The organism is Pandoraea communis (assembly GCF_902459745.1).
Classification (GTDB): domain Bacteria; phylum Pseudomonadota; class Gammaproteobacteria; order Burkholderiales; family Burkholderiaceae; genus Pandoraea; species Pandoraea communis.
In genome coordinates this window covers 375,826-401,212 of the sequence record NZ_CABPSJ010000001.1, presented here as the reverse complement: position 1 = coordinate 401,212, position 25,387 = coordinate 375,826, and the positions used below count along the sequence as shown (strand labels likewise).

25 protein-coding genes are annotated in these 25,387 nt (G+C 64.4%); 11 read left to right on the top strand and 14 right to left on the bottom strand.

Annotated features, from left to right (window positions below):
• Nucleotides 1-115 precede the first annotated feature (115 nt).
• The 3 genes from PCO31110_RS01880 to PCO31110_RS01870 all read left to right on the top strand — a co-directional run bounded on the left by PCO31110_RS01880 (nt 116) and on the right by PCO31110_RS01870 (nt 2,719).
• Nucleotides 116-1,066 (top strand): LysR family transcriptional regulator, encoded by a 951-nt coding sequence (locus tag PCO31110_RS01880; protein ID WP_010804887.1) that lies wholly within the window; start codon nt 116-118, stop codon nt 1,064-1,066.
• A 73-nt stretch (nt 1,067-1,139) separates the two neighbouring features.
• Entirely contained in the window at nt 1,140-1,721 is a 582-nt protein-coding gene (gene ruvA / locus PCO31110_RS01875; RefSeq protein WP_150583279.1) for a Holliday junction branch migration protein RuvA, read from the top strand.
• An 89-nt stretch (nt 1,722-1,810) separates the two neighbouring features.
• The gene (locus PCO31110_RS01870) at nt 1,811-2,719 is read left to right on the top strand and encodes a LysR family transcriptional regulator (RefSeq protein ID WP_010804889.1); all 909 of its coding nucleotides are present in this window, start codon (nt 1,811-1,813) and stop codon (nt 2,717-2,719) included.
• 143 nt (nt 2,720-2,862) lie between these two features.
• Here the strand turns inward: PCO31110_RS01870 and PCO31110_RS01865 are convergent, their stop codons facing one another.
• Nucleotides 2,863-4,152 (bottom strand): MFS family transporter, encoded by a 1,290-nt coding sequence (locus tag PCO31110_RS01865; RefSeq protein WP_010804890.1) that lies wholly within the window; start codon nt 4,150-4,152, stop codon nt 2,863-2,865.
• Between the two features lie 520 nt (nt 4,153-4,672).
• Here PCO31110_RS01865 and PCO31110_RS01860 point away from each other — a divergent pair.
• Entirely contained in the window at nt 4,673-5,620 is a 948-nt protein-coding gene (locus PCO31110_RS01860) for a 2-hydroxyacid dehydrogenase (RefSeq protein ID WP_010804891.1), read from the top strand.
• Nucleotides 5,621-5,624: 4 nt separating this feature from the next.
• Complete coding sequence (locus tag PCO31110_RS01855) at nt 5,625-6,356, top strand: GntR family transcriptional regulator (protein ID WP_010804892.1); 732 nt, start codon at nt 5,625-5,627, stop codon at nt 6,354-6,356.
• A gap of 27 nt (nt 6,357-6,383) precedes the next feature.
• Here PCO31110_RS01855 and PCO31110_RS01850 read toward each other — a convergent pair whose 3' ends face one another.
• From PCO31110_RS01850 to PCO31110_RS01800, 11 genes are all read right to left on the bottom strand, one after another.
• Nucleotides 6,384-8,048 (bottom strand): ABC transporter ATP-binding protein, encoded by a 1,665-nt coding sequence (locus PCO31110_RS01850; RefSeq protein WP_150689499.1) that lies wholly within the window; start codon nt 8,046-8,048, stop codon nt 6,384-6,386.
• A gap of 48 nt (nt 8,049-8,096) precedes the next feature.
• A complete protein-coding gene (locus tag PCO31110_RS01845) occupies nt 8,097-8,885 on the bottom strand; it encodes an SDR family oxidoreductase (RefSeq protein WP_150689498.1) in 789 nt (262 codons plus the stop codon).
• Complete coding sequence (locus PCO31110_RS01840; RefSeq protein ID WP_150689497.1) at nt 8,882-10,444, bottom strand: class I adenylate-forming enzyme family protein; 1,563 nt, start codon at nt 10,442-10,444, stop codon at nt 8,882-8,884. Before PCO31110_RS01840 ends, PCO31110_RS01845 begins: the two co-directional genes overlap by 4 nt.
• Nucleotides 10,445-10,496: 52 nt before the next feature.
• On the bottom strand, nt 10,497-11,417 hold the full coding sequence (locus PCO31110_RS01835; RefSeq protein WP_010804896.1) for an ABC transporter permease: 921 nt from the start codon (nt 11,415-11,417) through the stop codon (nt 10,497-10,499).
• Nucleotides 11,418-11,456: 39 nt separating this feature from the next.
• Complete coding sequence (locus PCO31110_RS01830; protein ID WP_010804897.1) at nt 11,457-12,449, bottom strand: ABC transporter permease; 993 nt, start codon at nt 12,447-12,449, stop codon at nt 11,457-11,459.
• 13 nt (nt 12,450-12,462) lie between these two features.
• Nucleotides 12,463-14,112: an ABC transporter substrate-binding protein gene (locus PCO31110_RS01825; RefSeq protein ID WP_150689496.1), complete on the bottom strand. Its 1,650-nt coding sequence runs from the start codon at nt 14,110-14,112 to the stop codon at nt 12,463-12,465.
• Between the two features lie 86 nt (nt 14,113-14,198).
• Nucleotides 14,199-14,630 carry a PaaI family thioesterase gene (locus tag PCO31110_RS01820; protein ID WP_010804899.1) on the bottom strand — a complete coding sequence of 144 codons (432 nt, stop codon included), beginning with the start codon at nt 14,628-14,630 and terminating at the stop codon, nt 14,199-14,201.
• A complete protein-coding gene (locus PCO31110_RS01815) occupies nt 14,627-15,643 on the bottom strand; it encodes a quinone oxidoreductase family protein (RefSeq protein ID WP_010804900.1) in 1,017 nt (338 codons plus the stop codon). Before PCO31110_RS01815 ends, PCO31110_RS01820 begins: the two co-directional genes overlap by 4 nt.
• Before the next feature lie 125 nt (nt 15,644-15,768).
• Entirely contained in the window at nt 15,769-16,875 is a 1,107-nt protein-coding gene (locus PCO31110_RS01810) for a M14 family metallopeptidase (protein ID WP_150689495.1), read from the bottom strand.
• Nucleotides 16,872-17,732 carry a VOC family protein gene (locus tag PCO31110_RS01805; RefSeq protein ID WP_150689494.1) on the bottom strand — a complete coding sequence of 287 codons (861 nt, stop codon included), beginning with the start codon at nt 17,730-17,732 and terminating at the stop codon, nt 16,872-16,874. Before PCO31110_RS01805 ends, PCO31110_RS01810 begins: the two co-directional genes overlap by 4 nt.
• A 257-nt stretch (nt 17,733-17,989) precedes the next feature.
• Nucleotides 17,990-18,862 carry a LysR family transcriptional regulator gene (locus PCO31110_RS01800; RefSeq protein ID WP_010804903.1) on the bottom strand — a complete coding sequence of 291 codons (873 nt, stop codon included), beginning with the start codon at nt 18,860-18,862 and terminating at the stop codon, nt 17,990-17,992.
• 189 nt (nt 18,863-19,051) lie between these two features.
• Between PCO31110_RS01800 and PCO31110_RS01795 the strand changes: the two genes are divergently transcribed.
• The 6 genes from PCO31110_RS01795 to PCO31110_RS01770 are packed head-to-tail and all read left to right on the top strand — an operon-like array spanning nt 19,052 to nt 23,447.
• Nucleotides 19,052-19,912, top strand: coding sequence for a substrate-binding domain-containing protein (locus PCO31110_RS01795; RefSeq protein ID WP_010804904.1), 861 nt, complete (start codon nt 19,052-19,054; stop codon nt 19,910-19,912).
• An 11-nt stretch (nt 19,913-19,923) separates the two neighbouring features.
• A complete protein-coding gene (locus PCO31110_RS01790; RefSeq protein WP_150689493.1) occupies nt 19,924-20,604 on the top strand; it encodes an amino acid ABC transporter permease in 681 nt (226 codons plus the stop codon).
• Nucleotides 20,594-21,256 carry an amino acid ABC transporter permease gene (locus PCO31110_RS01785; RefSeq protein WP_010804906.1) on the top strand — a complete coding sequence of 221 codons (663 nt, stop codon included), beginning with the start codon at nt 20,594-20,596 and terminating at the stop codon, nt 21,254-21,256. The genes PCO31110_RS01790 and PCO31110_RS01785 overlap by 11 nt, the downstream gene beginning before the upstream one ends.
• A 32-nt stretch (nt 21,257-21,288) precedes the next feature.
• On the top strand, nt 21,289-22,248 hold the full coding sequence (locus PCO31110_RS01780; RefSeq protein ID WP_010804907.1) for an agmatinase: 960 nt from the start codon (nt 21,289-21,291) through the stop codon (nt 22,246-22,248).
• A 14-nt stretch (nt 22,249-22,262) separates the two neighbouring features.
• Nucleotides 22,263-22,991: an amino acid ABC transporter ATP-binding protein gene (locus PCO31110_RS01775; protein WP_144265892.1), complete on the top strand. Its 729-nt coding sequence runs from the start codon at nt 22,263-22,265 to the stop codon at nt 22,989-22,991.
• Between the two features lie 42 nt (nt 22,992-23,033).
• The gene (locus PCO31110_RS01770; RefSeq protein WP_010804909.1) at nt 23,034-23,447 is read left to right on the top strand and encodes a RidA family protein; all 414 of its coding nucleotides are present in this window, start codon (nt 23,034-23,036) and stop codon (nt 23,445-23,447) included.
• A 95-nt stretch (nt 23,448-23,542) separates the two neighbouring features.
• On the opposite strand, the gene PCO31110_RS01765 is transcribed toward PCO31110_RS01770, so the two are convergent.
• Together PCO31110_RS01765 and PCO31110_RS01760 are read right to left on the bottom strand one after the other, a co-directional pair.
• The gene (locus PCO31110_RS01765) at nt 23,543-24,106 is read right to left on the bottom strand and encodes a hypothetical protein (protein WP_144265863.1); all 564 of its coding nucleotides are present in this window, start codon (nt 24,104-24,106) and stop codon (nt 23,543-23,545) included.
• 230 nt (nt 24,107-24,336) lie between these two features.
• Complete coding sequence (locus tag PCO31110_RS01760; RefSeq protein ID WP_150689492.1) at nt 24,337-25,317, bottom strand: LysR family transcriptional regulator; 981 nt, start codon at nt 25,315-25,317, stop codon at nt 24,337-24,339.
• Nucleotides 25,318-25,387: the final 70 nt, after the last annotated feature.

Here is a 25,387-nt window from a genome sequence, read left to right as displayed (position 1 = left end):
AGCGTTATACTCGGCGAGACATATTCTTTGAAATGAATAAATCATCGGATCCATACGAAAAAACGTATGGCTAGGGCGATTTTGAGGGTGCCTGAGGGGTGCCCGGAGACTGCGCATGGATTGGACCCATCGTCTGCGTCTGCGCAATTTGCAGATGCTGCTGACCCTCGCGGAGACCGGCAACATGAGCCAGTCCGCGGCATTGCTCAATACGACGCAGCCCGGTTTGTCGAAGTGGCTCAGGGATCTGGAGGACGATATCGGCCTGCCGTTGTTCGAGCGTCAGGCGCGCGGTTTGCGTCCGACGGCCTACGGGGAAGCCCTGATCGAACATGCCCGGCGGATCGAAGCGCAACTCGACACAGCGCGCGACGATCTCGACGCCATGCGCGAGGGTGGCAGCGGGCTGGTGGCGATCGGCACGTCGGGGGCATCGTCGGCGGACACGGTGCCGCTGGCGGTGTTGCTGCTCCTGCAACGCATGCCGCGCGTGCAGGCGCGGGTGATCGAAAACACGATGGACCGGCTGATGAATCAGCTCGCGCATAGCGAGATCGACATTGTCGTCGGGCGCTCTGCCCCGGAATTACAGGACCGCAATGTCCGCGCCGAGGCGCTGTATCTCGAGCCGCTGCATTTCGTCGCGCGGGCACGCCACCCTGTCTTTACGCTCGATCGGGTGGACTGGCCCGACATGCAGCGTTATCGCTGGGTGGTCTGGCCGCGCGGCACACCGATTCGCAACGCGCTGGAGACGGCGCTTGCGGAGGCCGGGTATCCGCTGCCGAACGACACCGTCGAATCGAACTCCACGATTCTCAACCTTACGTTGCTCAACAACAGCGACATGATCGGTCTGGCGTCGCATCGTACGGCGAGCCGCTTGCAGGCGCTCGGCGCGTTGCGCATCGTGCCGTTGCGACTTGCCGGATTCGGCGCGATCTCGATGTACTGGCGTGACGACGGCGCGAATCGTGCGGCGGTGGCGGCAGCACTCGAATGCCTGCGCAGCGCGGCGACGCGCTCGACCGGCGACGCGATTGCGGGCGTCGTCGGCGAAGGGTGAATTCTCCGGCGCCAGTGCCGGGCTGCCGTTTGCTACACTTGCCGCCTGTCGAAGTCACTCTCTCGGGGCATCAATGATCGGCCGCATCTCAGGCACCTTGCTGGAAAAAAATCCGCCGCATATTCTGGTCGACTGCCAGGGCGTGGGCTATGAAATCTCGGTGCCGATGAGCACGTTCTTCAACCTGCCGAACCTGGGGGAGCGCGTGACGCTGCTCACGCAATTCATCGTGCGCGAAGACGCGCAACTGCTCTTCGGCTTCGGCTCGCCGGACGAGCGCAATACCTTCCGCGAACTGCTCAAGATTTCCGGCGTCGGCGCACGGACGGCGCTTGCCATTCTCTCGGGCATGAGCGTGGCGGACATCGCGCAGGCGGTCACGTTGCAGGAGTCGGGGCGTCTGACCAAGATTCCCGGCATCGGCAAGAAGACGGCCGAACGGCTGCTTCTCGAACTCAAGGGCAAGCTGGGCGCGCAACTCGGCACGGTGCCCGGCACGGCGACGCCGCACGATCACAAGAGCGACGTCGTCAATGCGTTGCTCGCGTTGGGTTACTCCGACAAGGAGGCGCTTGCCGCCGTCAAGTCCGTGCCCGACGGCACGAGCGTGTCTGACGGTATCAAGCACGCACTCAAGTCGCTCTCGAAGGCCTGAGCACAACAGGCGCCGGCCTGTCCGGCCGGGACGTGAAGACGACGCGACGCGCACGGGAAGTGGGCGCGAACAGGCAGTGAGGAAACGGCATGCAACTGCGATGGCTTGAAGACTTTGTCGAACTCGCACGCACGCGCAGTTTTACGCGCGCGGCGGAGAACCGTTTCGTCACGCACCCGGCGTTCGGCCGACGCATCCGAGCGTTGGAGACGTGGGTGGGCACGCGACTGGTCGAGCGCAGCAAGCCGCTGGAACTCACCGCCGCCGGCACGGTGTTTCTCGACGCCGCCACCAACGCGCTCGACATTCTTCACAGCGCTCGCACGCAATTGCAGGACGCCGCGCCCACGCTCGAAAACAATCTGAAGATCGCGACCGGCCGCACGCTGGCGGCCACGTTCTTTCCCGACTGGTATGACGAGACGGTTTCGCGCATCGGCTTCTTCACGGCCACGCTTTCCACGAGCGGCGCGGAAGAGGCCATCCTGCGGCTCGCTGCCGGCGAGGCCGATCTGCTCATCGTGTATTCGAGCGCGCACACGCGGTTGCTTATCGATCAGGAGCGCTACGACTGGCTGAGCGTCGCGCGCGAGGTCCTGGTGCCGGTGAGTGCGCTCGACGCCAAAGGCCGCGCGAAGTATCGGCTGGCGGCCGGGCCGTCACCGATTCCCTGGTTGGCGTTCACCCGCACATTGACGTTGCGCGCGGTGCTCGCCCGTCATCTGGCCGAGATGCAGAACCGGCCCACGCTCAAGCCCGTCTATCAGGCCGACTCCTACGAAGCCATTCTGGCGATGGCGCGACGCGGCGCCGGTATCGCGTGGCTGCCGCAACGGCTCGTGGCAGACGATGTGGCCCGCGGCACGCTTGCTATCGTGGGCGGCAAGGACTGGCAGATCGGCTTCGATATCGCGCTCTACCGGCGCCGGCATCAGCCGCACCCTGTGCTCGACGCCATCTGGCAGAGTGCGCGTCAGGCGTCGGGCGACGACGCCTGAGTTCGCGCAACGGCGCTTGCGCCGGTGAGACGGTGAGGGGGAGGTAGCGCAGGGCCGTCGCGCGGGCGGTGGGGCGTGCCCGCGCGAGGTGAAGCGAAGATGGCGAAGGCGAGACGCTGCGGCGCTCGCCCCGGCCATCGGGATCAATGCTCGTGATGCAGGTACTTCGCCTGACGCGGCAGTCGCAGGCTCACGAGGAACGCCACGATCATCATGCCGGTCACGTACCAGTAGAACGTCGGCTCCATGCCGGCCTTCTTGAGGCCGAGCGCCACATATTCGGCCGAACCGCCGAAGATGGCGTTGGCTACCGCGTAGGCCAGACCAACACCCAGCGCCCGCACTTCGATCGGGAACATCTCCGCCTTCACGATGCCGCTGATCGACGTATAGAAGCTCACGATGGCGAGCGCCAGACAGATCAGAAGAAACGCCGCAGTCGGGCTCTGCACCGTCTTGAGCGCCGTGAGGATAGGCACCGTGGCAATCGCGCCGAGTGCGCCGAAGAGCAGCATGTTGTTGCGGCGGCCAATCTTGTCGGACAGCATGCCGAAGATCGGCTGCATGCACATGTAGACGAACAGGCAGCCCGTCATGATGTAGCTGGCCGTTTTGATCGGCATGCCGGCCGTGTTCACCAGATACTTCTGCATGTAGGTGGTGAAAGTGTAGAAAATCAGCGAACCGCCGGCGGTGTAGCCCAGCACCGTGAAGAACGCCGCCTTGTGATGGCGGAACAGCCCGGCAATCGAGCCCGCGTCGCGATTGTTGCGGCTCGCACTCGTCGACGTCTCGTGCAGCGTACGACGCAGCATCAGGGCCACGACCGCCGTGATCGCACCGACCACGAACGGAATGCGCCAGCCCCAGGCCTTGAGTTCGGCCTCATCGAGCAGTTGCTGGAGAATCACGACCACGAGCACGGCGAGGAGCTGACCGCCGATGAGCGTCACGTACTGGAACGACGAGAAGAAGCCGCGACGGCCCTTGAGCGCCACTTCACTCATGTACGTCGCCGTGGTGCCGTACTCGCCACCGACCGACAGGCCTTGCAGCAGACGCGCGAGCAGCAGCAGCGCCGGAGCCCAGTTGCCGATGCTGGCGTACGTCGGAAGCGACGCGATCAGCAGCGAGCCGAAGCACATCATCGTCACCGAGATGACCATTGAGTTCTTGCGGCCGTTGCGGTCGGCGATCCGGCCGAAGATCCAGCCGCCGATAGGCCGCATCAGGAAGCCGGCCGCAAAAATCCCCGCCGTATTGAGCAACTGCGCGGTGGGATCGGAACTCGGGAAGAACGCCGGGGCGAAGTAGATCGCGCAGAACGCATAGATGTAAAAGTCGAACCACTCGACCAGATTGCCCGACGACGCCGCGACAATCGCGAACACGCGTTTGCGGACTTCTTCCGGGGAGGGCGGTTGGGTGGCCATGGCGGCTTCGGCTGTAGCTGTGTCTCTCATTTCTACTGGCGATGGGGTATCGCATTGATAACTACGTTTGCAACATGACGCGGAGTCGCGTTTGCCTCATATGCACTTCATATATGAATGACCAAACCACTATCGCGTCGCGGGGGCGGGGCCACTATAGCGGGTGTCGGCGGGGGCCGACAATGCCCGCATGCCGGATTGATTGTTGTGAATATTGAAATAATCGCGTCGATTGTTGCGTCGCAGCATGGTGATGGTGCCCGCCGGACGGCGGGTTGCGCGAACATCCGGGGCGTTTCAATAGCCGGGCCAAGACCTCTGAAAGCCGCAAAAATATTTTTGGATGCACGACGGCGCATGCGGGCCGGTGGGCTTATGCGCGAACGTCGTGTGCATTTCTGTGGTGCATTCATAAGCATTTCGATAAGAAATGCTTAGACGCGAACCACGTGGCCGGTACGATCGGGGGCCGCATATCTCAAAGCCTCGCGCCTTTTCGTGAGGCGCCCCTCCCGAAGTCATGCAAGGCGATACGTTATTGATCAAGTCGGGCGGCGCTGCCGCACTGACCGAGTGGCAGCACCATTTCGCGCGGCTGATGCCCGGCCTGCGCGTATATGGATGGGACGATCCGTTCGTCGATGCGCGCTGCGTGAAGTATGCGCTGGTCTATCAGCCCGAGCATGGCCGTCTTGCGCACTATCCGCGTCTGCGCCTGATCCTGAGCGCTGCCGCCGGCGTCGACCATATTCTTGCTGACCCGGCGCTACCGGCGGACGTCCCTATCGTCCGGATGGTGACGCAGGAGACACGCGAGCGCATGAGCGACTTCGTGACGTTCGCCGCGCTGGCCGCCGTGCGGGACATGCCGGCCATCGTTGCCGCGCAGCGAGACGGCCGATGGGCCAACGAGCTGACCGGACGCCTCGCCCGCGATACGCGTGTGAGCGTGCTCGGTCTGGGGGAGCTGGGGCGTGCCGTCGCCACCCGTCTGCATGCCAATGGTTTTCGGGTCAGCGGCTGGGCGCGTGCGCCGAAGGCGCTTGCCGATGTGCGGGTGTTCGCCGGGCAGGCGCAACTCGACGCCTTGCTCGCCGAGACCGATATTCTCGTCAATCTGCTGCCCGACACGCTCGCGACGCGAGGCATTCTCGGGCGCAAGCTGTTTGCACGTCTGCCGGCTGGCGCCAGCCTGATTCAGGTGGGGCGCGGGGCCCATCTCGACCGGCAGGCGCTGATCGACGCGCTCGACAGCGGCCGTCTGCGCTCGGCCGTCGTCGACGTGTTCGACATCGAGCCGTTGCCGCCCGACGACGCGTTGCGGCGTCACCCGAAAATTCTCGTGACCCCTCACGTCGCGTCGAGTGTGTCGTATGCGGCGCGGGCACGTCAGGTGGCCGACGTGCTGGGTGCACATCTGCGCGGCGCACCGCTGCCATTCGTCTACGACGCTCTGCGAGGGTACTGACACCATGCCCTCTGCCTCACGCGACACCGATGACACCGCAGCGATAGCGCGCGGCGACGACGCTTACGAACGCATTCGGCATGACGTGCTGACCTGCGTCATCATGCCGGGCGCTATCGTGAGCGAGGCCGAGTTGATGCGTCGTTATGACATCGCGCGCACGAGTTGCCGCGTGGCGCTCGTGAGGCTTGTTCATGAGGGGTTTGCGCGCGCAATTCCGCGACAGGGGTATCGCATCTCGCCGATCACGCTGGCCGATGTCGAGGAAATCTTCACCTTGCGCGCACAGCTCGAACCGATGGCGGCAAGACTCGCCTGCGGCAACGTGGACACCGAATTGCTCCAGCGTCTGGACGACGCCTGCGAGGCGCCTCACGTCCACGAACCCATCGGTCATCAGATCGAGTGGTTTCTGCACACCAACCGGAAGTTTCATCTGACGATTGCCGCCGCGAGCGGAAATGCGCGGCTCTATCGCACGCTGGCCGCGCTGATGGACGACATGGCGCGCCTTGTCTCGCTCGGCTTCGGCGTGCAGGGCATCCGCCCGCGTATCGAGCACGATCACCGGGCCATCATCTCGGCCTTCGTGACGGGTGACGCCGCTCGCGCGGAAGCGCTCGCACGGCAGCATATCGAGACCTTTCTTCAGCAGACCAAGGATCAGGTTTTCGCCAGTCTCTCGACATCGGGCACCTGGCTGCCGTACTTTTCGATTGCCGATCTTCGCCGATAGGCAGGCCGTACGCCCACCCTATTCGCCTTATGCGGCGGAGCGCGTGCCGGCCGGTACGCTTTGCTCCCGCCGTCGGCCCGGAATGGCGTCGAGCAGGGTGCGCGTATAAGGATGCGACGGCGCGCGGAAAATCGCCGCAGTGTCGCCATACTCGACCACGCTGCCCGACTTCATGACGGCGAGCGAGTCGCACAGTTGCGCTGCGATGCGCAAGTCGTGCGTGATGAAGATCATCGACAACCCCAGCTCTGCCTTCAGACGGGCGAGCAGCCGCAGCACCTGCGCCTGAACCGAGACGTCGAGCGCAGAGACCGGCTCATCCGCCACCAGCACTCTCGGACGCATCGCCAGCGCACGTGCCAGCCCGATGCGCTGCCGTTGGCCGCCCGAGAATTCATGGGGGAAGCGATCGAGCGCGTCGGCGCTCAAGCCCACGAGTTCGAACAGTTCGAGCGCATGCTCGTGCGCCACGCGCGCCGGTTCGCCGCGCGCAATCGGTCCCTGCGTGACGATGTCTCCGACCCGGCGACGCGGATTGAGCGAACTGAACGGGTCCTGAAACACCATCTGGATATCGAGCGCCGTACGACGCGCGCCGGCGTCGAGCGCAGTCGAGGCCAGATCGGTGTCGCGATAGAGGATGCGACCCGCGTCGGGCGTCATCAACCGGAGAATCGAGCGTGCCAGCGTCGATTTGCCCGAACCGCTTTCGCCGACGATCCCCAATGTCTTGCCATTGCCCACTTCGAGACTGACATCGCGCAACGCCGCTGCCTCTGCCTGCTTCCTCTTGCCGAGCCAGCCATGCTTTGCGTAAGTCTTATGCACCTGCTCGATGCGCAATACGGGTGGCGTGCCGTCGTCCCGTTGGGTCGTGGTGGCACTCACCGGCCCCGAGGGGGAAGGCAACGCAGGCACCGCCGCGATCAAGGCACGTGTGTAGGCATGGGAGGGGTGCGTGAGGACGGCATCTGCGGCACCTTGCTCGACGATCTCGCCATGCCGCATGACCGCGACGCGATCGGCGATTTCCGCCACCACACCGAAGTCGTGCGTAATGAATAGTACGCCGGTGCCCTTGCGTTGCTGAAGCTCGCGGATGAGGGTGAGAATCTGCGCCTGCGTGGTGACGTCGAGCGCTGTGGTCGGCTCGTCTGCGATCAGGAGTTCGGGTTCCAGTGCGAGGGCCATCGCGATCATGGCGCGCTGACGCTGACCGCCGGAGAGTTCGTGCGGATAGCGCTTCGCGGCTTCCGAGGGCGACGCAATGTGCACGGCGTCGAGCCACGCCAGCGTGCGGGCGCGAATGGCGCTGCCCGGCAGGCGAGTGTGCGTGCGATACACCTCGGCGATCTGGTCGCCGATGGTGCGCAGCGGATTGAGCGCGGTCATCGGCTCCTGAAAGATCATGCCGATGCGCGCGCCGCGCCAGCGGCGGCGCTCGGCTTCGGCCAGTGTCAGAAGATTGCCTTCGCCCTCCCATGCGATCCGCCCCGCGCTGACTTGCACACCTGAAGGCAGCAAGCCGAGCAAGGCGCTGGCGGTCATCGATTTCCCCGAACCGCTTTCCCCGACCATACACAGAATCTCCCCGCGCGCGAGCGAGAACGAGACGTCGCGCAGTGCCTGCGGGCGATCTGCATTGGGCGGCAGGTCGAGGGTGAGATGTTCGACGTCGAGCAGAGTGGTCATGGTGGGCTGTCCGTAAGGTTCGCAACGGGTAGCGAAGCAGCGTGGCGCTCAGAGGCGCTGACCGCCGCTCGCGTCGAGGGATTGACCGGTGATCCAGCGGCCGGCATCGCTGGCGAGAAATGCCACGATGTCGGCGATGTCGCGCGGCTCGCCAACGCGTCCCAATGCGACGGTCTGCGCAATGGCCTCGCGCGCGACGGGATCGCTCGCGCGCTTGTTCAGATCGGTGGCCGTGGCGCCCGGCAGCACCGCATTGACTGTGATGCCTCGTGCACCGAGATCGGCGGCGAGCAGCAGCGTGAGGGCTTCAAGGCCGGCTTTCGCAGGCGCATAGACGCTCATCTCCGGGTAAGCCGCGCGAGTCCCCATCGAGGAAATGTTGATGATGCGACCGCCGTCGCGCAGATGACGCAGCGCGTGCTGGATCAGAAAGAAGGGCGACTTGAGGTTGACTTGCAGCACGCGGTCGAAGACGTCAGGCGTCACGCCATCGATGCGCGAGCGCAATCCCACACCGGCGTTGTTCACGAGGATGTCGAACTGCGGGGGCAGGTCATGGGCGGCCAGCGTATCGGCGAAACGCTCCACCAGTGCGAGCGCGCCGCCGACAGACGCCAGGTCCGCTTGTACGGCAAACGCACGGGCACCGCTCGCGCGCAGTTGTGCGACGAGTGTCTCGGCGTCGCTCGCCGCCGCGTTGTAATGCACGCCGACGGTCGCACCGCGAGCGGCGAGTGCCGTGGCGATGGCGCGTCCGATGCCGCGGCTCGCGCCGCTCACAAGCGCGACCTTGCCGTCGAGACGGATCGGATCGGTGGTATCGGGCAGAAGACTCATGACGCGAGGGCTCCGGAAAGTGCGAGGTTGTTGTCACGGTCGTCACTCCATCCACGAGAGGCTTCGAGCGTGCGGGCCTGTTGCAGCAGGGCGTGGCGATCGACCTTGTTGGTGCCCGCCCACGGCAGTTCGGCCACGAAGGCCACGCGGCGCGGGTGCTGATACGCGGGGCCGTTGGCGAGCGCGTGTTGCCTGAGAGCTTCCACGCTCAGCGTGCTGCCCGACTGACGCACCACGAAGGCGACGGGCACGGCGGCGCGCTCCTCGTCGGGTAGCGGCACGACGCTGGCCTGCCGCACTTCCGGGTGCGCTTCGAGCAACTTTTCGACTTCCACCGGATAGATGTTCTCGCCCGCGCAAACAAACATGTCGTCGGCGCGCCCGACGAAATAGAAGAAGCCGTTGGCGTCGCGCCGCATCACGTCGCCGCTGTAGTACCAGCCGTCGTCGAGCACCTGCGCCGATTTCTCCGGCAGACGGTGATAACCGCGCATGACCGCCGGGTTGCGCATGCACAGCACGCCCTGAGTCGCATCGGGGCCGTCGACGAGCTTCACGGCGTCTGGCGAGAGCGGGTAGCCGAGCGCGAGCGGCGGCAGCGCAATGCCGTCAGGGTGCGGGCCGAAGATGCTCGGCCCGGCTTCCGTCGTGCCGTAACCATGGTGGATGTGCGTATGTGGGAACGCGGCCTGAATCCGGTCGAGCAACGCAGCGCTCATCGGCGCGGAGCCGAGCATCACGCGTTTGAGAGCGGACACGTCGCGTCCGGCGAGCGTCTGGGGATCTTTGACGAGGCGGGCGAACATCGTCGGCACGGCGGTCAGCACCGTGATCCGATAGCGTTCCAGCGCGTCGACATACGACGCCACGTCAAACGACGGCAGGATGACGAGCGTGCCGTTCGCCGCAAACGCGCGCTTCGCCATGAAAAGGCCATTCATATGAAACAGCGGTTGCGCAAGCAGATAGCGCTCATCCACCGCGTTTTCGGGGCGCATGTAAGTGGCGCCCAGTGCCCAGAGTTGCCCCGCATGCGTGAGCGGCACACCCTTAGGCTTGCCGGTCGAGCCGGACGTGTAGAGCATTTGGGCGACGTCGTCGTGCGAGGGACGTACCGAGTCGAAGCCGGCCGGCGGAATCTGCGCAGCGAAGCCCTCGGGGCCGTCGTCGTCGAAGTCGATGACCGGCACGCGCGAGGCAAGCGCATCGTGACGTGCACCGTCGACAAAGGCGAGCGAGATACCGGCATCGTCGATCACGTAGTCGAGAATCTCGCGCGATTGTTTGATATTGACCGGCACGGCCACGTACCCGGCCCGCATGATGCCGAAATAGGCGATCAGATATTCGGCGCGGTTAAGCGATGCGATGGCCACATGCGCGCCGTCGGGCAGGCCGCGCGCGCGCAGCGCAGTGGCGACGCCGCCTGCCAGCCGATCGATCTCGGCGTGCGTGTAGTGACGCGGTTGACGATCGTCCCGAAGGTCGATGATCGCCGTCGAGTCGAGGTTGAGGGTTCGGTCGACGAGATCGCCGAGGTTATGCCAGCGGTGAGTCATAGGAATCGGAAGCGCAAAAAAAGGGACATGGGGGCCGGCGCGGGAGGCGCAATCAGCGCTTTCGCAGCGCGGGGTTCAGAGCGTCGTTCAGGCCGTCGCCCACGAGATTGAGCGCGAGAACGGCGAGCATGATGGCGAGGCCCGGTTCGGCACACAGGTACCAGGACGAGCGGATCAGCGTACGGCCTTCGCCGATCTGCCGGCCCCAGCTCGCCACGTTCGGGTCGCCTAGTCCGAGAAACGACACCACCGATTCGTAGAGAATCGCGCCTGCGACCACGAGCGTGCCCATCACCAGTACCGGCGGCAGCGCATTCGGCAACACCTCCCGCAGCGCGATGCGCCACGGCGAGAGTCCGACGGTGCGGCATGCCTGCGCGAACTCGCGCGACTTGAACGACAAACATTCGGCGCGCGTGAGGCGGGCGATGGCGGGCCACGACACCAGCGCCACGGCGATGATCGTGTTCTCGATGTGCGGGCCGAGAATGGCGACCACCGTCAATACGAAGACAACATTCGGCACGATCTGGAACAACTCGGTCAGACGCATGAGCACTTCGTCGATCCAGCCACCCCACCAGGCTGCGATGGCGCCGATGGACACACCGATGACGGTAGCGGCCACGCTCGCGACGAGGCCGATGGCGAGTGTGGCGCGCGCACCGTGCACGAGCATGGCAGCGATGTCGCGGCCGAGCGCGTCGGTGCCGAGCGGGTATTGCCATTGCTCGAAAGGCCAGATTTCGGGCGCAGCGACGATGCGCAGCGGATCGCCCGGATACCACCATCCGGCGCACAGCGCGACGAAGACAACGACGGCGAGCAACAACGCCCCCGCGAGTGCGCCGCCGTGGCGGGCGAATTGCCGCCAGAAGCCGGCCCTTCGCCGTGACGGACGATGCAGGGCGAGCGTGGCGGACGATGCGCCCGTAGTGCGTGTGTCGTGTGCGGGTTCGGCGGAAGACGTCATGGGACAGCCCGGTTCGTTACGGTAAAGCACTGCGGAAATTCAAGAGGCGTGCGTGCGAATGCGAGGATCGAGCCGTGTGTAGACGAGATCCACCGCGATGTTCGCGACGATGACCAGCGCCGAGCTGAGCACGAGCAGTCCCAGCACCACGGGATAGTTGCGGCTCATCACGCTGTCGAAGAGCACCCCGCCGATGCCGGGCCAACTGAACACGGCCTCCACGACGATGCTGCCCCCCAGCACGGTGCCCAGTTGCAGCCCCAGCAGAGTAATGACCGGCAGCATCGCGTTGCGCACCATGTGCCGGGTAATCACGGCGCGGCGCGTGAGACCTTTCGCCTGCGCGGTGCGCACGTGATCCTGGCGAGCGACTTCGAGCATCGACGCGCGCATGACGCGTGCATACGTGGCGGCATAGAACAGGCCGAGGGTCAGCGCGGGCAGCGCAAGGTGATGCAGCACGTCGAGCGAGGCGTGCCACGCGCCGGCGGCCCCCGTGCCGTAGTCCATGCCGATGGTCGTCATGCCGCCTACGGGAAACCAGCCGAGCTTTACCGAGAACAGGATGATGAGCATGATCCCCAGCCAGAAGCTGGGGGCCGCGAAACACACGACGGCGGCGACCGACACGAGTGTGTCGCGCCACGTGTTCACGTTGACGGCAGCGACGACGCCAGCCGTCACGCCGACGATCACGGCGATGGCGAGGCTCGCCAACATCAACACCAGCGTGGCGGGAAGATGCGCCATGATGACGTCGAACACCGGCAGGTTGTGGCGATACGAGTAGCCGAGATCGAGATGCGCCACCGCATCGATGTAGTGGAGCAGTTGCTGCCACAGCGGCTTGTCCATGCCGTAGGTCACGCGCAGACGTTCGATCAGCGCGGGGTCCGTGACCTGCTGTTCGGCGGTCATGACGTCGAGCAGCGTGCCCGGCACCGACTGGATCAGGCAGAAGTTCATGACGATCACACCGAGCAGCAGCGGAATCGCCTGCACGACTCGGCGCAAGAGCAAGCGCGTCACCATGACAGCGGTCTCCTCACGAGGCGAGCCAGACGTCGGCCAGCGCGTCGCCCTGCACGTTGGCGCTGGTCGTCGCACGCCGCACGTTGGTGCGCGAGAGCGTGAACGATTCCATCTCGACCAGCGGCACGAGTGGCACATCGGTCGCGGCCAGACGCGCAAAGTCGTGCGCGAGCTTCTGCCGCTTCGTGTTGTCGGTCTCGACGGTAAGACGGTCGACGAGCGTATCCATCGCCGGATTCGAATACCCGGTGGCATTGCGGAAAGCGGCGCCCTTGACGATGCCGTCCGTCGTATAAAGCTGCGTGACTACCGGCACCAGCTCAAGCGGTGCGGTGAAGTTCGACACGGCGATGTCGTAGTCGTAATCGCTGTAGATGCGCTTGAGCGACGTAGCGCGGTCGAGCGAGTCGAGTTTCACGGTAATGCCGACGTCCTGTAGCGCCTGCTTCAGATACTGGCCGAGCTTGGCGTTCTCTTCGAACCACGCGGCGGCCACCAGATTGATCGAGAAGCGCGAGCCGTTCTTGCGTGGCAGACCGGCGGCGTCGAGCAGTGCGTTGGCCTTCGCGGGGTCGAACGGGTACTTAGGCACGTCGTCGGTGAAGAACAGCGGGTTGCTGCGGAAAATGGGCGAGACGGCCGGCTTGCCGCGACCGAAGTAGATCGTGTCGATGATGAACTTGCGGTCGATGGCGTGCAGAATCGCCTGACGCACTTCGCGCCGCTTGACGTGTTCGCGTCGCTGATTGAACTCGACCGTCACTGTCCACGCGGCATTCTCGTAGCCCTTCGTTTCCACCGCGATCTTGCCCGTCTTCACGAGCCGGTCGATGTCGCGCGCTGGCACCGGATTGGAAAACGCGACACCCAGCTCACCGGTCTCGAGCGCGGCCGAGCGCGATGCCGGATCGCTCCACCAGCGAATGATGAGTTTGTCGGGGTACGGTTGTGCGGCGTTCCAGTATTGTTCGTTGCGCGCGTACGCGACGTGGCTGCCCCGCACCCACTGGCCATACTTCCAGGGGCCCGTGCCGATGGGCGCGTTGTTCAGGGGGTTCGTAATGATGTCTTTGCCGGCATACAGATGCTTCGGCACCAACACCTGATACTGCCCGGCGAGAATCGACTTGAAGAAGAACTCCGGCACCGGCGTGGAGAATTCCAGCTTGACGGTGTGCGCGTCCGGCGCGCTCACGCGCTTGAGCGCTTTGAGTGCAACACCTGCGGCAATCGGCTTCCAGTGCTCCTGCACGTTGTAGACGACGTCGTCGGCCGTGAAGGGCTTGCCGTCGTGCCACTGCACGTTCTTGCGCAGCGTGACGGTGTACGTTTTGAAGTCGCTCGACGCCCGCACGTCCGTGGCAAGCACCGGCTGGAACGCGAGCTTCTCGTCGATCTTCAGCAGCCGCTCGAGAATCTTCGTCGATGTCATGAACGGGCTGGAGCCGCCACCGCCCGGCACGAAGAGCGCCTGCGGTTCCAGTCCGCCCCAACTCGCCACGAGCGTGCCGCCGCGACGCGGCGCGGCATCCGCAGCTATCGCCTGGGTAGGCGAGACGAGCCAACCCGCGGTGCCCGCAAAGGTGGCTGAGGTGGCTGCCAGCGCACCGCTGGCGCTGCGATAAAGGAACTGACGTCGGGAAAGGCCCCGGGGATTACGCATGATGAACTCCGGAAAACGCGGCGCCCGTGCGTTCCCGCCGGCGCCTTCGATACTCAAAGCGGTGATCGTTGCCGCGCGCGCGTGTCTCAGGCGGGCGGCAACGTGGCGTAGCTCGCGCGGCCGATGGCGACCAGCGCGCCCTGTGCGTTGAACAGGTCGACGTCAGCTACACCGATGCTCTTGCCGAGACGGCGCACTCGGGCCACGGCGCGCAGATCGGTGTCGATGGCCGGGCGCAGGTAGTCGACGCGGAAATTGACCGTCGGCAGACCGCGTCCGACGAGCATGCCCACGGCGAAGTCGCCGACCGTGTCGATGACGGCCGCGAGCGGTCCACCGTGCCATTGACGCGTGCCGGCGCCGCGCTCGAACGCGGCCTGAAACGGGATATGGACGTCGATGGTCTGGGCATCGTGATCGAGCGCCGTGACGCGCATGCCGAGCCAGGCGATGAAGGTCGAGTTGTCGAAGGCTTGCTGTACCTGTTCGACGGACAGGGTCGTCGTCGCCGTGCTCATGCGCCCACCAGTACCTTGCCGACGATCTGGCGGTTTTCCAGCGAGGCGAGGGCTTGCGCACCTGCTTCCAGCGGCCACTTCTTGTCGATCAGCACGCGCAGCTTGCCGCTGGCGACCAGTTCGAGCAGTTCGTGGAGGTCTTCGCGTTCCCAGCCGTTCGAGCCGCGAATCTGCAACTCGAACGTCCAGATGAAGCGCAGGTCTTCCTTCGGATCGAAGCCCGCGGTGGCGCCGCAGGTCAGCACGCGGCCGCCCTGACGCAGCGTGCGCAGCGAGCGTGTCCAGGTGTCGCCGCCGGTGAAGTTCACAACGACGTCGACGCCGCCATTGACTGCTGCCCCGCGTCGGCGCGCCGCTTTGCCGTAGCGCGCCCGCACCACCTCGACGAAGTCTTCCTCGGTGTAGTAGATGATGTCGTCGGCGCCCAGTTCGCGCAGGCGTTCGCCCTTCTCGCGCGACCCGGCACAGGCGATGACTTCGGCACCTGCAAGCTTCGCGAGCTGCACCGCGCATACGCCCACACCGCCGCTCGCGCCGAGAATCAGCACGCGCTCGCCGGCTTTGACCTGACCGATGCGATGCATCATGCGCAGCGCCGTGCCGTAGGCGACAGGCAGCGCGGCGGCGTCGTCGAACGATACGCCGTCGGGCAAACGAACGAGTTGATGCTCGGGCACGCGGCACCGTTCGGCCAGACCGCCGTGGGTCGTCTCGCCAACGAGGCCACCCGTCACACGATTGATCGGATCGACCAACACCCGATCGCCGACCGACCAGCCCTGCACGCCGGGACCGATGCTCGCGATTTCACCCGCGACGTCCAGCCCGATGATGACCGGGAACGGCAGCTTGATGCCGGGCATGCCGCGGCGGGTAAACACGTCGTGATAGTTCAGCGAGGACGCGCGCACGCGCAGCACCACTTCGCCTTCGCCCGCAACGGGATCGGGAAAGTCGGTTTCCAGTTTCAGACGGTCGTTGTCGCCGTGTTCACGCAATACGATGGCTTTCATGTTGAGTCGAGAGTCGAATTCAGGGTGAGCGACGCCCTCGGGCAGTCGCCGATCCAAGTTGAAAAACGGGTGGGTTGGGGCGTTGTGCGGCTAGCCGCTAACGCTGCTAACGCCGTTCATGCGGCTCACGCCGCCGTGGCAAGTCCTTGCAATGCTTGCGCCGTGATCTGCAAGCCGTGCGTGAGCACGCTGTTGCGCCAGACGGACGAGATGGGCACGAAGGCATCGAGCACGTCGGCGCGCAACTGGCGGTCACGCACGGCGTCGGGATGCGCCTTGGCGCGCGAGCGCAGCCATTGGTCGAGACGGTTCGCAATGCTGGCGTTCGACCCTCGCGTGCCGAATTCCACCACGGCGCCGATGACCGGCCGCCCCTGCGCGAACTGCTCGACGCCACGGAACACCAGCCCCTGGTAGTCGGGACGGCGCAGGCCGTGCGGCCGTTGATCGAGCACCCGCTGCGCGCCCCACCAGCGTGCGGCTTCGCGCTGCGCGTAGCTGGCCTCGGCGTTGAAACACAGGAAGAACGGTTCGCCGTACTCGCCGATGCCCGTATGCCAGTCGATCAGGCCGATACGCTGTGCTTGCGACAGGTCGCGCTCGACGATGGTCTGCAACGTGACGTTCGACCATTCGCGTGCGCGTCCACCGTAGATGAGGCCATCGGCGTGCGTGTACTGGCCGCTTGCCAACGTATTGAACAGCGCATCCGGTCCGTGTTCGCTGCGGAACGCGTCGATGGCGAGTGCGCTTTGGGCAAGACCGTCGGTCGTCCATTCGGCCGGGATCAGATGATCGTGCAGCGACGCGTAGTGAACGTTGGCCGGATGCGCCCGGTCGTGGTCGATGAAGTTGCGGTTCAGATCGACGTTGTGCTCGGTGGTGCGCGTGGCGTGCGCGAAACCGTAGGGATTGAGCGCATGCACGAAGGTCACGGCGACATCGGCGGGCAAGGTCTTGGCGGCGTGTGCCAGCCATGCAGTCTGCACGGCAGAACCAGCCCCGCCTTCGAGGCCGTGCGTGCCGCTGATGGCGAGCAGTTGATGCGGTGCGTGAGCCGGACCGAGCCGGGCGACGTCGATACTCAGTTCGCTGCCGTCAGGGGCTTTGGCGTCGGGGTGAACATAAGTGCTCAGGCTGGCCCCTGCGTGGTCGGCAGCAGCACGAAAGCGCTGGCGGGCATCAGCATAGTCGACGCCGAACGCCTGCCACCAGGTCGGTTGTCCGCTCATGCGTCATCCCCTTCGACAAATTGGAGCGCCACGTGAAAGCCGTCCGCAGCGGCCACGAGGATGGCGCCGTCCTGAAGTATGGTCCACGGCACGCCGTTTTCTCGCAGCGTGGCTTGGGTCTGGGCGAGGGAACGGGTGCGCAGGATAAGGGCGACGTTGCGCTCGCTGCCGTCGTCGGTCGTCTCGACCTTACCGAAGCGTTGCTCGGCCTCGGCGGGCGTAACGAAGTGCACACGTGCGCGGCCGGCCGTGAACGAATAGCCCAGCGTACCGGTGGCCGAGAGTACGCCGGGGCCGAAGACACGGTCGTAAAGCGCGGCGGTGACCGCCGGGTTCGGCGATGCGATCACGAAGCCGACGATGTCGGTCACGCCGTTCGGATGGTCGCGCCATTCGTCGCGCCAGACGTGCTCGGGGGTGAAGTGATGGCAGAAGAAGGTGCGGCCGTTGCGAACGAGTTCGCTGGCCAGACGCACCGTCCGGAATCGGGCGTCTTGCGTGGTGCCGTCCGGCAACCGCACCGGGCGGAAGAATTCGGCGGGCGTTTCTACGCCGACGCCGCGCGCCTGCAATCCGGCGAACAGCCCGTGCGAGTCTTGCGTCTTGAACACAAGCCCGGTCAGACCTAGAGGGGCTTGGGTGACGTCTGGGCGTGCCGTCGACTTGCCCGCCTCGTAGCCGAGGAGTTCGAGGTAGTTTTCCCCGAAGATCGCCAGATGATTGCTGGTGCCGAGCGAATGGTGGCCTCGCTCGGTCAGGGCGAAGCCCAGACGGCGGTAGATGTCCACCGAGGCGTCGAGTTCGCCTTTGACGTTGATGACAACGTGATCGAGCACCGGTGCGGGAAGCTGGCTCATGCCCGACCTCCCGTGCGCCGACGACGGGGCAGCGCGATGGAGGCAGGGCAGGGGAAGGCGGCGGTGGCGACAATGGCGGCGATTAGCGCGCCTGAGGCAGAACGACTAGACACGACAGCTCCCAACAGAGAAAGAACGACGCGTCCATTCTAGAAGCCTTGGGGGTGTCGGCCCAAACGATGGATTTTGCTTTGCTTAGTGCCGGGCCTTGTGGTCGTGAGGTCCTCACGAGGCCCGGCGCGTGCCAGATGGGGCCGTCAGACCTTCGTATGAAACTGGGCGAGTAGATCGAGAAACAACTCAAGCGCACGCGTTCTCGGGCGCGAGGCTTCGGTGATGGCGCTGATCGAGTTCTCATACTCGGGGCCTGACGGCACCCGGGCGAGCGCGTAGCGCTTCGGAAACGACGCCGCGTAGTACTGCGGCAGCAGGCCGACGTAATGCCCGGACAGCACCAGCATGGCCACCGCTTCCAGTCCCGACGCCGTTGGCCCGCGCGTCAACCCCAGCGAGTGCAGCGCTTCATGGACGAACGGCTGGGTGCGATACACGAGCGGTAACGTCGACGCATCCTTGATCCGATGCCGCGCGACGTACAACTGATGACGCTCGATGAACAGCGGCTGGTAGTGAAACCCGGCTTCGCGCCGGTACATGCCGCGAATCGCGATCTGTACCCGGCGCTCGCGCAAGGCGAGGTCGAGTTCGTTGAACGTCATGACGGTCAGCTCGACCTTCACGTCGGGGGCCCGCGCCTTGAGCGCTGCCAGCGCCTCGGGAATATGGCAGCCCACGTCGGACACGATGTTCTCCACCATACCGATGGACAGTGTGCCCGACAGTACCCCTCGCACCGCGTCGATTTCGGGACGAATTCGCTCCAGAGATTTCAGTGCGTCGCGCGCCAGCTCCAGCGCGACCTTGCCCGCATGTGTCAGCACGAATCCGGACGGCCCGCGTTCGCAAAGGCGTGTGCCCAACGTCTCCTCGACCTCCCGGATGTGCCGGCTGATTGAGGCCTTCGACATGTTCAACTGCTTCTCTGCCGCCGCAAAGCCGCTGGCCTGCGCCACCGCGCAGAAGATGCGTAACGAGCGCAGGTCGCGTTCGCTGAAGTCACGATTCGCCAAGGGTTAACTCCCACACGAACCGCCCAAACCGTTGCGGATGGCTCGTCTCAAAAGGTTTCGTTTTTTGAAACCATACCAATAAAAAAATCATTTTTCATGATCTTTTTGCCCGCATACATTGGGTTGCACAGGCGCATCACACCGATGCACCAGACCCATTCGACACCCACACGACGCGAGAGGCAAGCTATGAAGACCTGGTCCAGACGATCCTTTGTGAAGGCGACGCTTGCATCCGGCGCCGCATTGGCGCTTCCGGCACTGCCGACGCTCGCCTACGCCGAAGGCGGTACCCTCGCCGACATCAAGAAGCGGGGCAAGCTGACGGTCGGTACGGAAGCGGCCTACGAGCCGTTCGAGTTCGTGGAGAACGGTCAGGTGGTCGGGTATGGACACGACGTGCTGGAATTGATGGCGGCGAAGCTCGGCGTGAAGCTCGAGCAGATGAACCTGCCGTTCCAGGGGCTGCTGCCCGGCTTGATGTCGCACAAGTTCGACTTCGTTGCGACGAGCGTCGGCATTACGCCGGAGCGCGCCAAGCGATTCGCCTTCAGCCAGCCGGTGGGTGTCGTGCGCTCAGTCCTGATGGTGCGCGCCGACGACGTTGCGATCAAGCAGGACATGGACATTGCGGGCAAGACCATCGGCACGCAGATGGGCTCGTCGTCGCAGCCGGTGGCAGATGAATTCGAGAAGGAATTGAAGGAAAAGACGGGCAAAGGCTATGCGGGCACGCGATTGTTCCAGGCGTATCCCGACGTTTCGAACGCCCTGGCCAACAAGACCATCGATGTGGCGTTGATGCCGTCGAACATCGCGGCCGTTCAGATGCGCAAGCAGCCTAACGTGTTCCGCATCGCCAGCACCATCGGACAGCCGAAGTTGCTGGCGTGGGTTGCCAATCCCAACGATCTCGAGATCCGCAAATTCATCAACGATTCGCTGGATGAATTCCGTGCCAGCGGCAAGCTGGCGGCGCTGCAGAAGAAGTGGTTCGGCGGCCCGATGGAGACGCCGCGCGAGAACTATCTCCCGCAAGGCGCCATTTGACGGCCGGCGCCATGTTCGACCGGCTCGGTATGGGCGGCGTGATCGCGCCGTTTCTCGAAGGTGTGGTGTCCGGAACGGCGATCACGCTGGCCGCTTCGGCTGGCGCCTTTGTCATTGGTCTGGCGCTGGGCATCGTGCTGCTGCTCGCACGCATTTCGCCGTTTGCGCCGTTGCGCGCGCTCGTCGTGTTGTGGGTGAGCCTGATCCGGGGTACGCCGGCACTGATTCACATGCTGATCGCGTACTACATGGTGCCGGCACTGCTCGACATTTCGATCTCGCCCATCACGGCCGGGGTCGCGGCGCTTGCGTGCAACACCAGCGCCTACATTGTCGAGATTCTGCGCGGCGCACTCGGCACGATCTCGTCCGGACAACGGGCGGCGGCTTACGCGATGGGCATGCGAACCTCGCAGGTCTGGAGGCACGTGTTGTTGCCGCAGGTCATCTACCGGGCGATTCCGCCGCTCACCAGCGAGTTCACGATCTTGCTCAAGGCGTCGTCGCTGATGTCGATCATCGCCGTACCGGAGTTGGCGACCGTCGCACGCAATGCTACGTTGCAGACCGACCTGCCGTTGCAAGTGTTCGCCATTACCGCCGCCGTGTATTTCGTCCTGCTGTTCTGCATCTCGGCCGCATCGCGTGTGTGCGAGCGCCGGGTCTCGAGGATGCTGCCCCATGGCCATTGATGTCTCCATCGTCCGGGAAGCGATTCCCGTCTTGCTCGAAGGCCTGCGTGTCACGGCACTCGTGAGCGTGATCGGCATTCCGCTCGGTATCGCGATCGGTGTCGCCGCCGCCTATTCGGCGCAGTCGCGCTCGGTCTTGCGGCCTATCGCGCTGGGTTACGTCGAGTTGGTGCGCAACATCCCGTACCTGATCCTCGTTTATCTATCGTTCTTCGGACTCCCCAAGCTCGGCGTGAGTGCGTCGGCCATGGCGGTCGCGGTGGGCTGCACGGCGTTCTACACAGGCGGTTATTTCTGCGAAATTCTGCGGGCGGCGCTGCGCAGCGTGGCGCGCGGGCAGACGCACGCCGCACTCTCGCTCGGTATGACTTACTGGCAGACCCAGCGTCACATCGTCGCGCCGCAGTTGTTCGGCTTTCTGATTCCGCCGACGACCAGCCTCGTGATCATGATGTTCAAGGACTCCGCCATCTTCTCGGTGATGAGCCTGCCTGAGATGACCTATCAGAGCAATCTGCTCACAGCCAATACCTTCGCATACGTCGAAGTGCTCGGCACGACGGCATTGATCTACTGGGTCAGCAGCGTTTTGCTGGCCGGCGTGGGGCGACGTCTGGAAACCGTTGTCGGGCGACGTACCCGGCACGCCTGACGACCCCCTGACTCCCACCAAAGGACCCTCTCATGACGACTTATACCGTTGCACCGCGTATCGGGCATCCGACCCTGCTGTACTCGGCGCTGGATCTCGACATCGACAATCTCAAGGCCGACATCGCCGTGCTGGGCATGCCTTATGGCGCGCCCTACGCCCCGTCGGACTTCAGCAACGACCAGACGAACGCGCCGTCCGCGATTCGTCAGGCCACGGACCGCGTGGCGCGCCGTCCGGACCATTACGACTTCGACATCGACGGCCCACTGCTTCAGGGGCGTACGGATATTCGCTTTGTCGACTGCGGCGACATCATCCCGGACCTGACCCGGCCGGGCGAGCATTACGCCCGCGCCGAAGCGGCGGTACGGCGCATTGTGGCCGGTGGCGCAATGCCCATCGTGCTTGGCGGCGATCACGGCATCACCACGCCGGTGTTGCGAGGCCTGGATCAGAAGGGGCCGATTACGCTCGTGCATATCGATGCGCACCTGGATTGGCGCGACGAAGTGAACGGCGTTCGCGAAGGGCTGTCGAGCCCGATTCGCCGCGCCTCGGAGATGGCGCACGTCGATCGCATTGTGCAGATCGGCCTGCGCGCGCAGGGCAGCGGCCGTTACGAAGAACTCGTCGCGGCGCGTGCCTATGGCGCCGATCTGGTGACGGCGTACGAGCTGCACGACATCGGCATGGACGCCGTACTTGCGCGCATCCCGGATGGCGGCAACTACTACCTCACTATCGATGCGGACGGACTCGATCCGTCGACGATGCCCGCCGTGGCGGGTCCGGCGCCGGGCGGTGTGACCTTCGTGCAGGCGCGCAAGCTGATTCACGGGCTGGTGCGCAAGGGGCGCGTGGTCGGTATGGATATCGTGGAGATTCAGCCCGAGAAGGACGACGCCAACCTGATCTCGTGCGTGACCGCCGGCCGTCTCATTCTCAATCTGATCGGCGCGTCGATTCGTGCGGGGTACTTCGACAAATGAGCACCGCACAACCCATTATCGAAATCCGCGATGTCGATAAGTGGTACGGCACACACCACGTGCTCAAGCAGTGTTCGACGCATGTCGGCAAGGGGGAGATCGTGGTGGTCTGCGGACCGTCCGGCTCGGGCAAGTCGACGCTGATCAAGACCGTTAATGCATTGGAGCCGTTTCAGAAGGGCGACGTCATCGTGGCAGGGACGTCGCTCACGGCCACAACGACGAATCTGCCGAAGCTGCGCAGCAAGGTCGGCATGGTCTTTCAGCATTTCGAGTTGTTCCCGCATCTGGATATCACGCGCAACCTCACGCTGGCCCAGCAGATCGTGTTGGGCAGGAACGCCGACGCGGCGCGCGTCAAGGCGCGCGCGCTGCTCGATCGTGTCGGCCTGTCGGCGCATGCGCACAAGTATCCGGGCCAGCTTTCGGGCGGCCAGCAGCAACGCGTCGCCATCGCCCGCGCATTGTCGATGGACCCGATGGCGATGTTGTTCGACGAACCGACATCGGCGCTTGACCCGGAGATGGTCAACGAAGTGCTCGACGTGATGGTGGAACTCGCCCGGGAAGGCATGACCATGATGGTGGTCACGCACGAGATGGGTTTCGCGCGACGTGTGGCCCACCGCGTGGTGTTCATGGAGGACGGCGCCATCGTCGAAGACGGTCCGACCGATGCGTTCTTCAACGACGCCGCCAGTGCCGCCGCCAAACGCTTTCTTTCGAAGATCCTGACCCATTGAATGCGCGCTTCGCCCGCATCACAACGCTAATACCGAAACATCATGACGCATACCCGAATCCGAAAGTTCAACACCCGCGAGACCTATCCGGAACAGAAGCTCGACAACGACCTGTGTCAGGCGGTGATCGCCGGCAATACCATCTATTTGCGCGGACAGATCGGTCAGGACCTCGACACGCGCGAGTCCGTGGGCATTGGCGATGTTGCAGCGCAAACCGAAAAGGCGATGGCAAATGTGGCGATGCTGCTCGACGAGTGCGGCAGCCAACTCGAGGACATCTGCAAGGTCACGGTGTATATCGTCGATCCGCGCTATCGCGAGACCGTCTACAACGTGATGGGCCGCTGGCTCAAGGGGGTGTTCCCGGTGTCGACGGGCATTGTGGTGCAGGCGCTGGCGCGTCCGGAGTGGCTCGTCGAGATCGACGTCACGGCGGTGAAGCCGGCGGCGTAACCCGTTCGGCATAAGCCGTGCGACCACGATGCGTGGCCGGGTGGCCACGTTATCGCCGGTCACACATCTCTCCCGAGCCGAGCCGGGAGGCGGGTTCAGAAGCGGCGTTTGACGTACACGGTCGCACCAATGTTGTGCTGTCCCAGCAGCGGTACGCGGGCGGTTGCCGAAACGGACCAGTTGTCGGTCTTCAACGATAGGCCGCGTTTGGGATCGGAGCCGAGCTTGTCGTTGGCGTTGTCCCATTGCACGAGAGACAGTCGCGGCGTCACGGATGGACCGATGGTCAGATAGCTTCGCGCAGGTTGCACCGCTGGCTTTTCGGTCGACGTGTCGACCCAGCCCATATGCTGGTTCTCGCCGATCAGCGTGGCGCTGTTGATCGCTTCGATGCGGGTGTAGAGAAGCGCGTTGTCGTCGGGCCGGGCGGTCGTGTCAAGACCTTCGCGGCCGAACGGATACAACGTGACGGGAACGGCAGGAACCACAGCGACAGACACCGGCGGGGTGGGGGGCGGTACGTTGATGGGGAGCGGTGCTGGGCCAATATTGGCCAGTATCATCTGTTCGGATGAGTTCGAATTGGCGCCATCAGCGATCGCCACGCCGCTCAGCGTGAGGACACATGCGCCGATCATCCATTTGCCTAGGCACGTCATGGACATGCCTCCCGTGAAGGAATGGAAACGCTACGTCATCAGCCCCATTTGACCTTCGCACACGACCTTCGCATAACGAACCGTCTTTCGCGGTTTCAGCGCGTCGTCTGCACTTAGGAAGTGTAGTCAGTCATTTGCAACGCGCTACCCCAATTTGCACCGAGGTCGATCGGGGTTAGCACTGCGGCGCCTGCTTAAGCCCGTCCGGCGTGACGTTGGCATGCGCGTCCTCAGCGCGGCCTCGGGTTTGTCCCGACGCTATCGCGATCGGTCGCCTTCGCATCGCGAGCCTTGATCCGTTCTGCGATCGGTGCATGCCGTGCCATGAGTTCGACCACCCAGTCGATGAACACGCGCAGGCGGGCGCTGACGTATCGGTTCGGCGGATACGCGACGTACATCGGCAGCGGGTGGAGTTGCCAGTCCTCAAACAGGGGTACCAGTTCGCCACTCGACACGTGTGGCTTGGCCATGTAGTCCGGTAGCCAGAGTGCCCCGAGACCGGCGAGTCCGGCGGCGAGGTAGGCGTTCCCGTCGTCCACCGCCAGGATGTAGTGGCCCTGCACGTCAACGCGCTCGTCCGCCCGATGCATGGTGTACGGGAAGAGCTTGCCGGTGCGCGCCCAGCGAAAACCGACGACGTGGTGCCGCGCGTCTTCCAATGCCTTCGGATGCGTAGGCGTGCCAGCCTGTTTCAGGTAGCTCGGTGCAGCATAAACCGCAAGCCGCAGGTCGCCGACATGTCGTGCCGCGAGCGACTGATCGATTGGCTCGCCCCCGCGCACGACACAGTCCACGTTCTCATCGATCAGGTCCACGATGCGATCGCTCACGCCCATATCGAATTGAATGTCCGGATACTTCGCATGGAACGCCGGTAGCGCGGGCACCAGAATCATGCGGGCCAGCGGGCTGGGAACGTCTATGCGCAAACGCCCCTTCGGTAGCCCCGACGCACCGGGCAAGTGGGTCTCCGCGTCGTCCATGTCGGCGAGCAACCGGATGACGCGCTCGTAGTAGACCGCGCCGTCGGCCGTGACGTTGACTTTGCGCGTGGTGCGGTTCAGCAGCTTCACTCGCAGCCTCGCCTCCAACTGCTGGACCAGTTGCGTGACGGTGGTCTTGCTCATGTGCAGGGTCTCGGCCGCCTTGGTGAAGCTGCCGGCCTCCACCACTCTGGCAAAGGCCTGCATTGCGTCGAAACGGTCCATGGGGGCTCCGGATAGGCTTTGGATTGTTTGGATTTTACAAATAGTGAAGGGTAGATGTGAGCGTTTATTC

Bases quoted from the DNA above. Each gene is read 5' to 3' on its own strand.
- PCO31110_RS01880 (WP_010804887.1), top strand. From the start codon at position 116: ATGGATTGGACCCATCGTCTGCGTCTGCGCAATTTGCAGATGCTGCTG.
- ruvA (WP_150583279.1), top strand. From the start codon at position 1,140: ATGATCGGCCGCATCTCAGGCACCTTGCTGGAAAAAAATCCGCCGCAT.
- PCO31110_RS01870 (WP_010804889.1), top strand. From the start codon at position 1,811: ATGCAACTGCGATGGCTTGAAGACTTTGTCGAACTCGCACGCACGCGC.
- PCO31110_RS01865 (WP_010804890.1), bottom strand. From the start codon at position 4,152: ATGGCCACCCAACCGCCCTCCCCGGAAGAAGTCCGCAAACGCGTGTTC.
- PCO31110_RS01860 (WP_010804891.1), top strand. From the start codon at position 4,673: ATGCAAGGCGATACGTTATTGATCAAGTCGGGCGGCGCTGCCGCACTG.
- PCO31110_RS01855 (WP_010804892.1), top strand. From the start codon at position 5,625: ATGCCCTCTGCCTCACGCGACACCGATGACACCGCAGCGATAGCGCGC.
- PCO31110_RS01850 (WP_150689499.1), bottom strand. From the start codon at position 8,048: ATGACCACTCTGCTCGACGTCGAACATCTCACCCTCGACCTGCCGCCC.
- PCO31110_RS01845 (WP_150689498.1), bottom strand. From the start codon at position 8,885: ATGAGTCTTCTGCCCGATACCACCGATCCGATCCGTCTCGACGGCAAG.
- PCO31110_RS01840 (WP_150689497.1), bottom strand. From the start codon at position 10,444: ATGACTCACCGCTGGCATAACCTCGGCGATCTCGTCGACCGAACCCTC.
- PCO31110_RS01835 (WP_010804896.1), bottom strand. From the start codon at position 11,417: ATGACGTCTTCCGCCGAACCCGCACACGACACACGCACTACGGGCGCA.
- PCO31110_RS01830 (WP_010804897.1), bottom strand. From the start codon at position 12,449: ATGGTGACGCGCTTGCTCTTGCGCCGAGTCGTGCAGGCGATTCCGCTG.
- PCO31110_RS01825 (WP_150689496.1), bottom strand. From the start codon at position 14,112: ATGCGTAATCCCCGGGGCCTTTCCCGACGTCAGTTCCTTTATCGCAGC.
- PCO31110_RS01820 (WP_010804899.1), bottom strand. From the start codon at position 14,630: ATGAGCACGGCGACGACGACCCTGTCCGTCGAACAGGTACAGCAAGCC.
- PCO31110_RS01815 (WP_010804900.1), bottom strand. From the start codon at position 15,643: ATGAAAGCCATCGTATTGCGTGAACACGGCGACAACGACCGTCTGAAA.
- PCO31110_RS01810 (WP_150689495.1), bottom strand. From the start codon at position 16,875: ATGAGCGGACAACCGACCTGGTGGCAGGCGTTCGGCGTCGACTATGCT.
- PCO31110_RS01805 (WP_150689494.1), bottom strand. From the start codon at position 17,732: ATGAGCCAGCTTCCCGCACCGGTGCTCGATCACGTTGTCATCAACGTC.
- PCO31110_RS01795 (WP_010804904.1), top strand. From the start codon at position 19,052: ATGAAGACCTGGTCCAGACGATCCTTTGTGAAGGCGACGCTTGCATCC.
- PCO31110_RS01790 (WP_150689493.1), top strand. From the start codon at position 19,924: ATGTTCGACCGGCTCGGTATGGGCGGCGTGATCGCGCCGTTTCTCGAA.
- PCO31110_RS01785 (WP_010804906.1), top strand. From the start codon at position 20,594: ATGGCCATTGATGTCTCCATCGTCCGGGAAGCGATTCCCGTCTTGCTC.
- PCO31110_RS01780 (WP_010804907.1), top strand. From the start codon at position 21,289: ATGACGACTTATACCGTTGCACCGCGTATCGGGCATCCGACCCTGCTG.
- PCO31110_RS01770 (WP_010804909.1), top strand. From the start codon at position 23,034: ATGACGCATACCCGAATCCGAAAGTTCAACACCCGCGAGACCTATCCG.
- PCO31110_RS01765 (WP_144265863.1), bottom strand. From the start codon at position 24,106: ATGACGTGCCTAGGCAAATGGATGATCGGCGCATGTGTCCTCACGCTG.
- PCO31110_RS01760 (WP_150689492.1), bottom strand. From the start codon at position 25,317: ATGGACCGTTTCGACGCAATGCAGGCCTTTGCCAGAGTGGTGGAGGCC.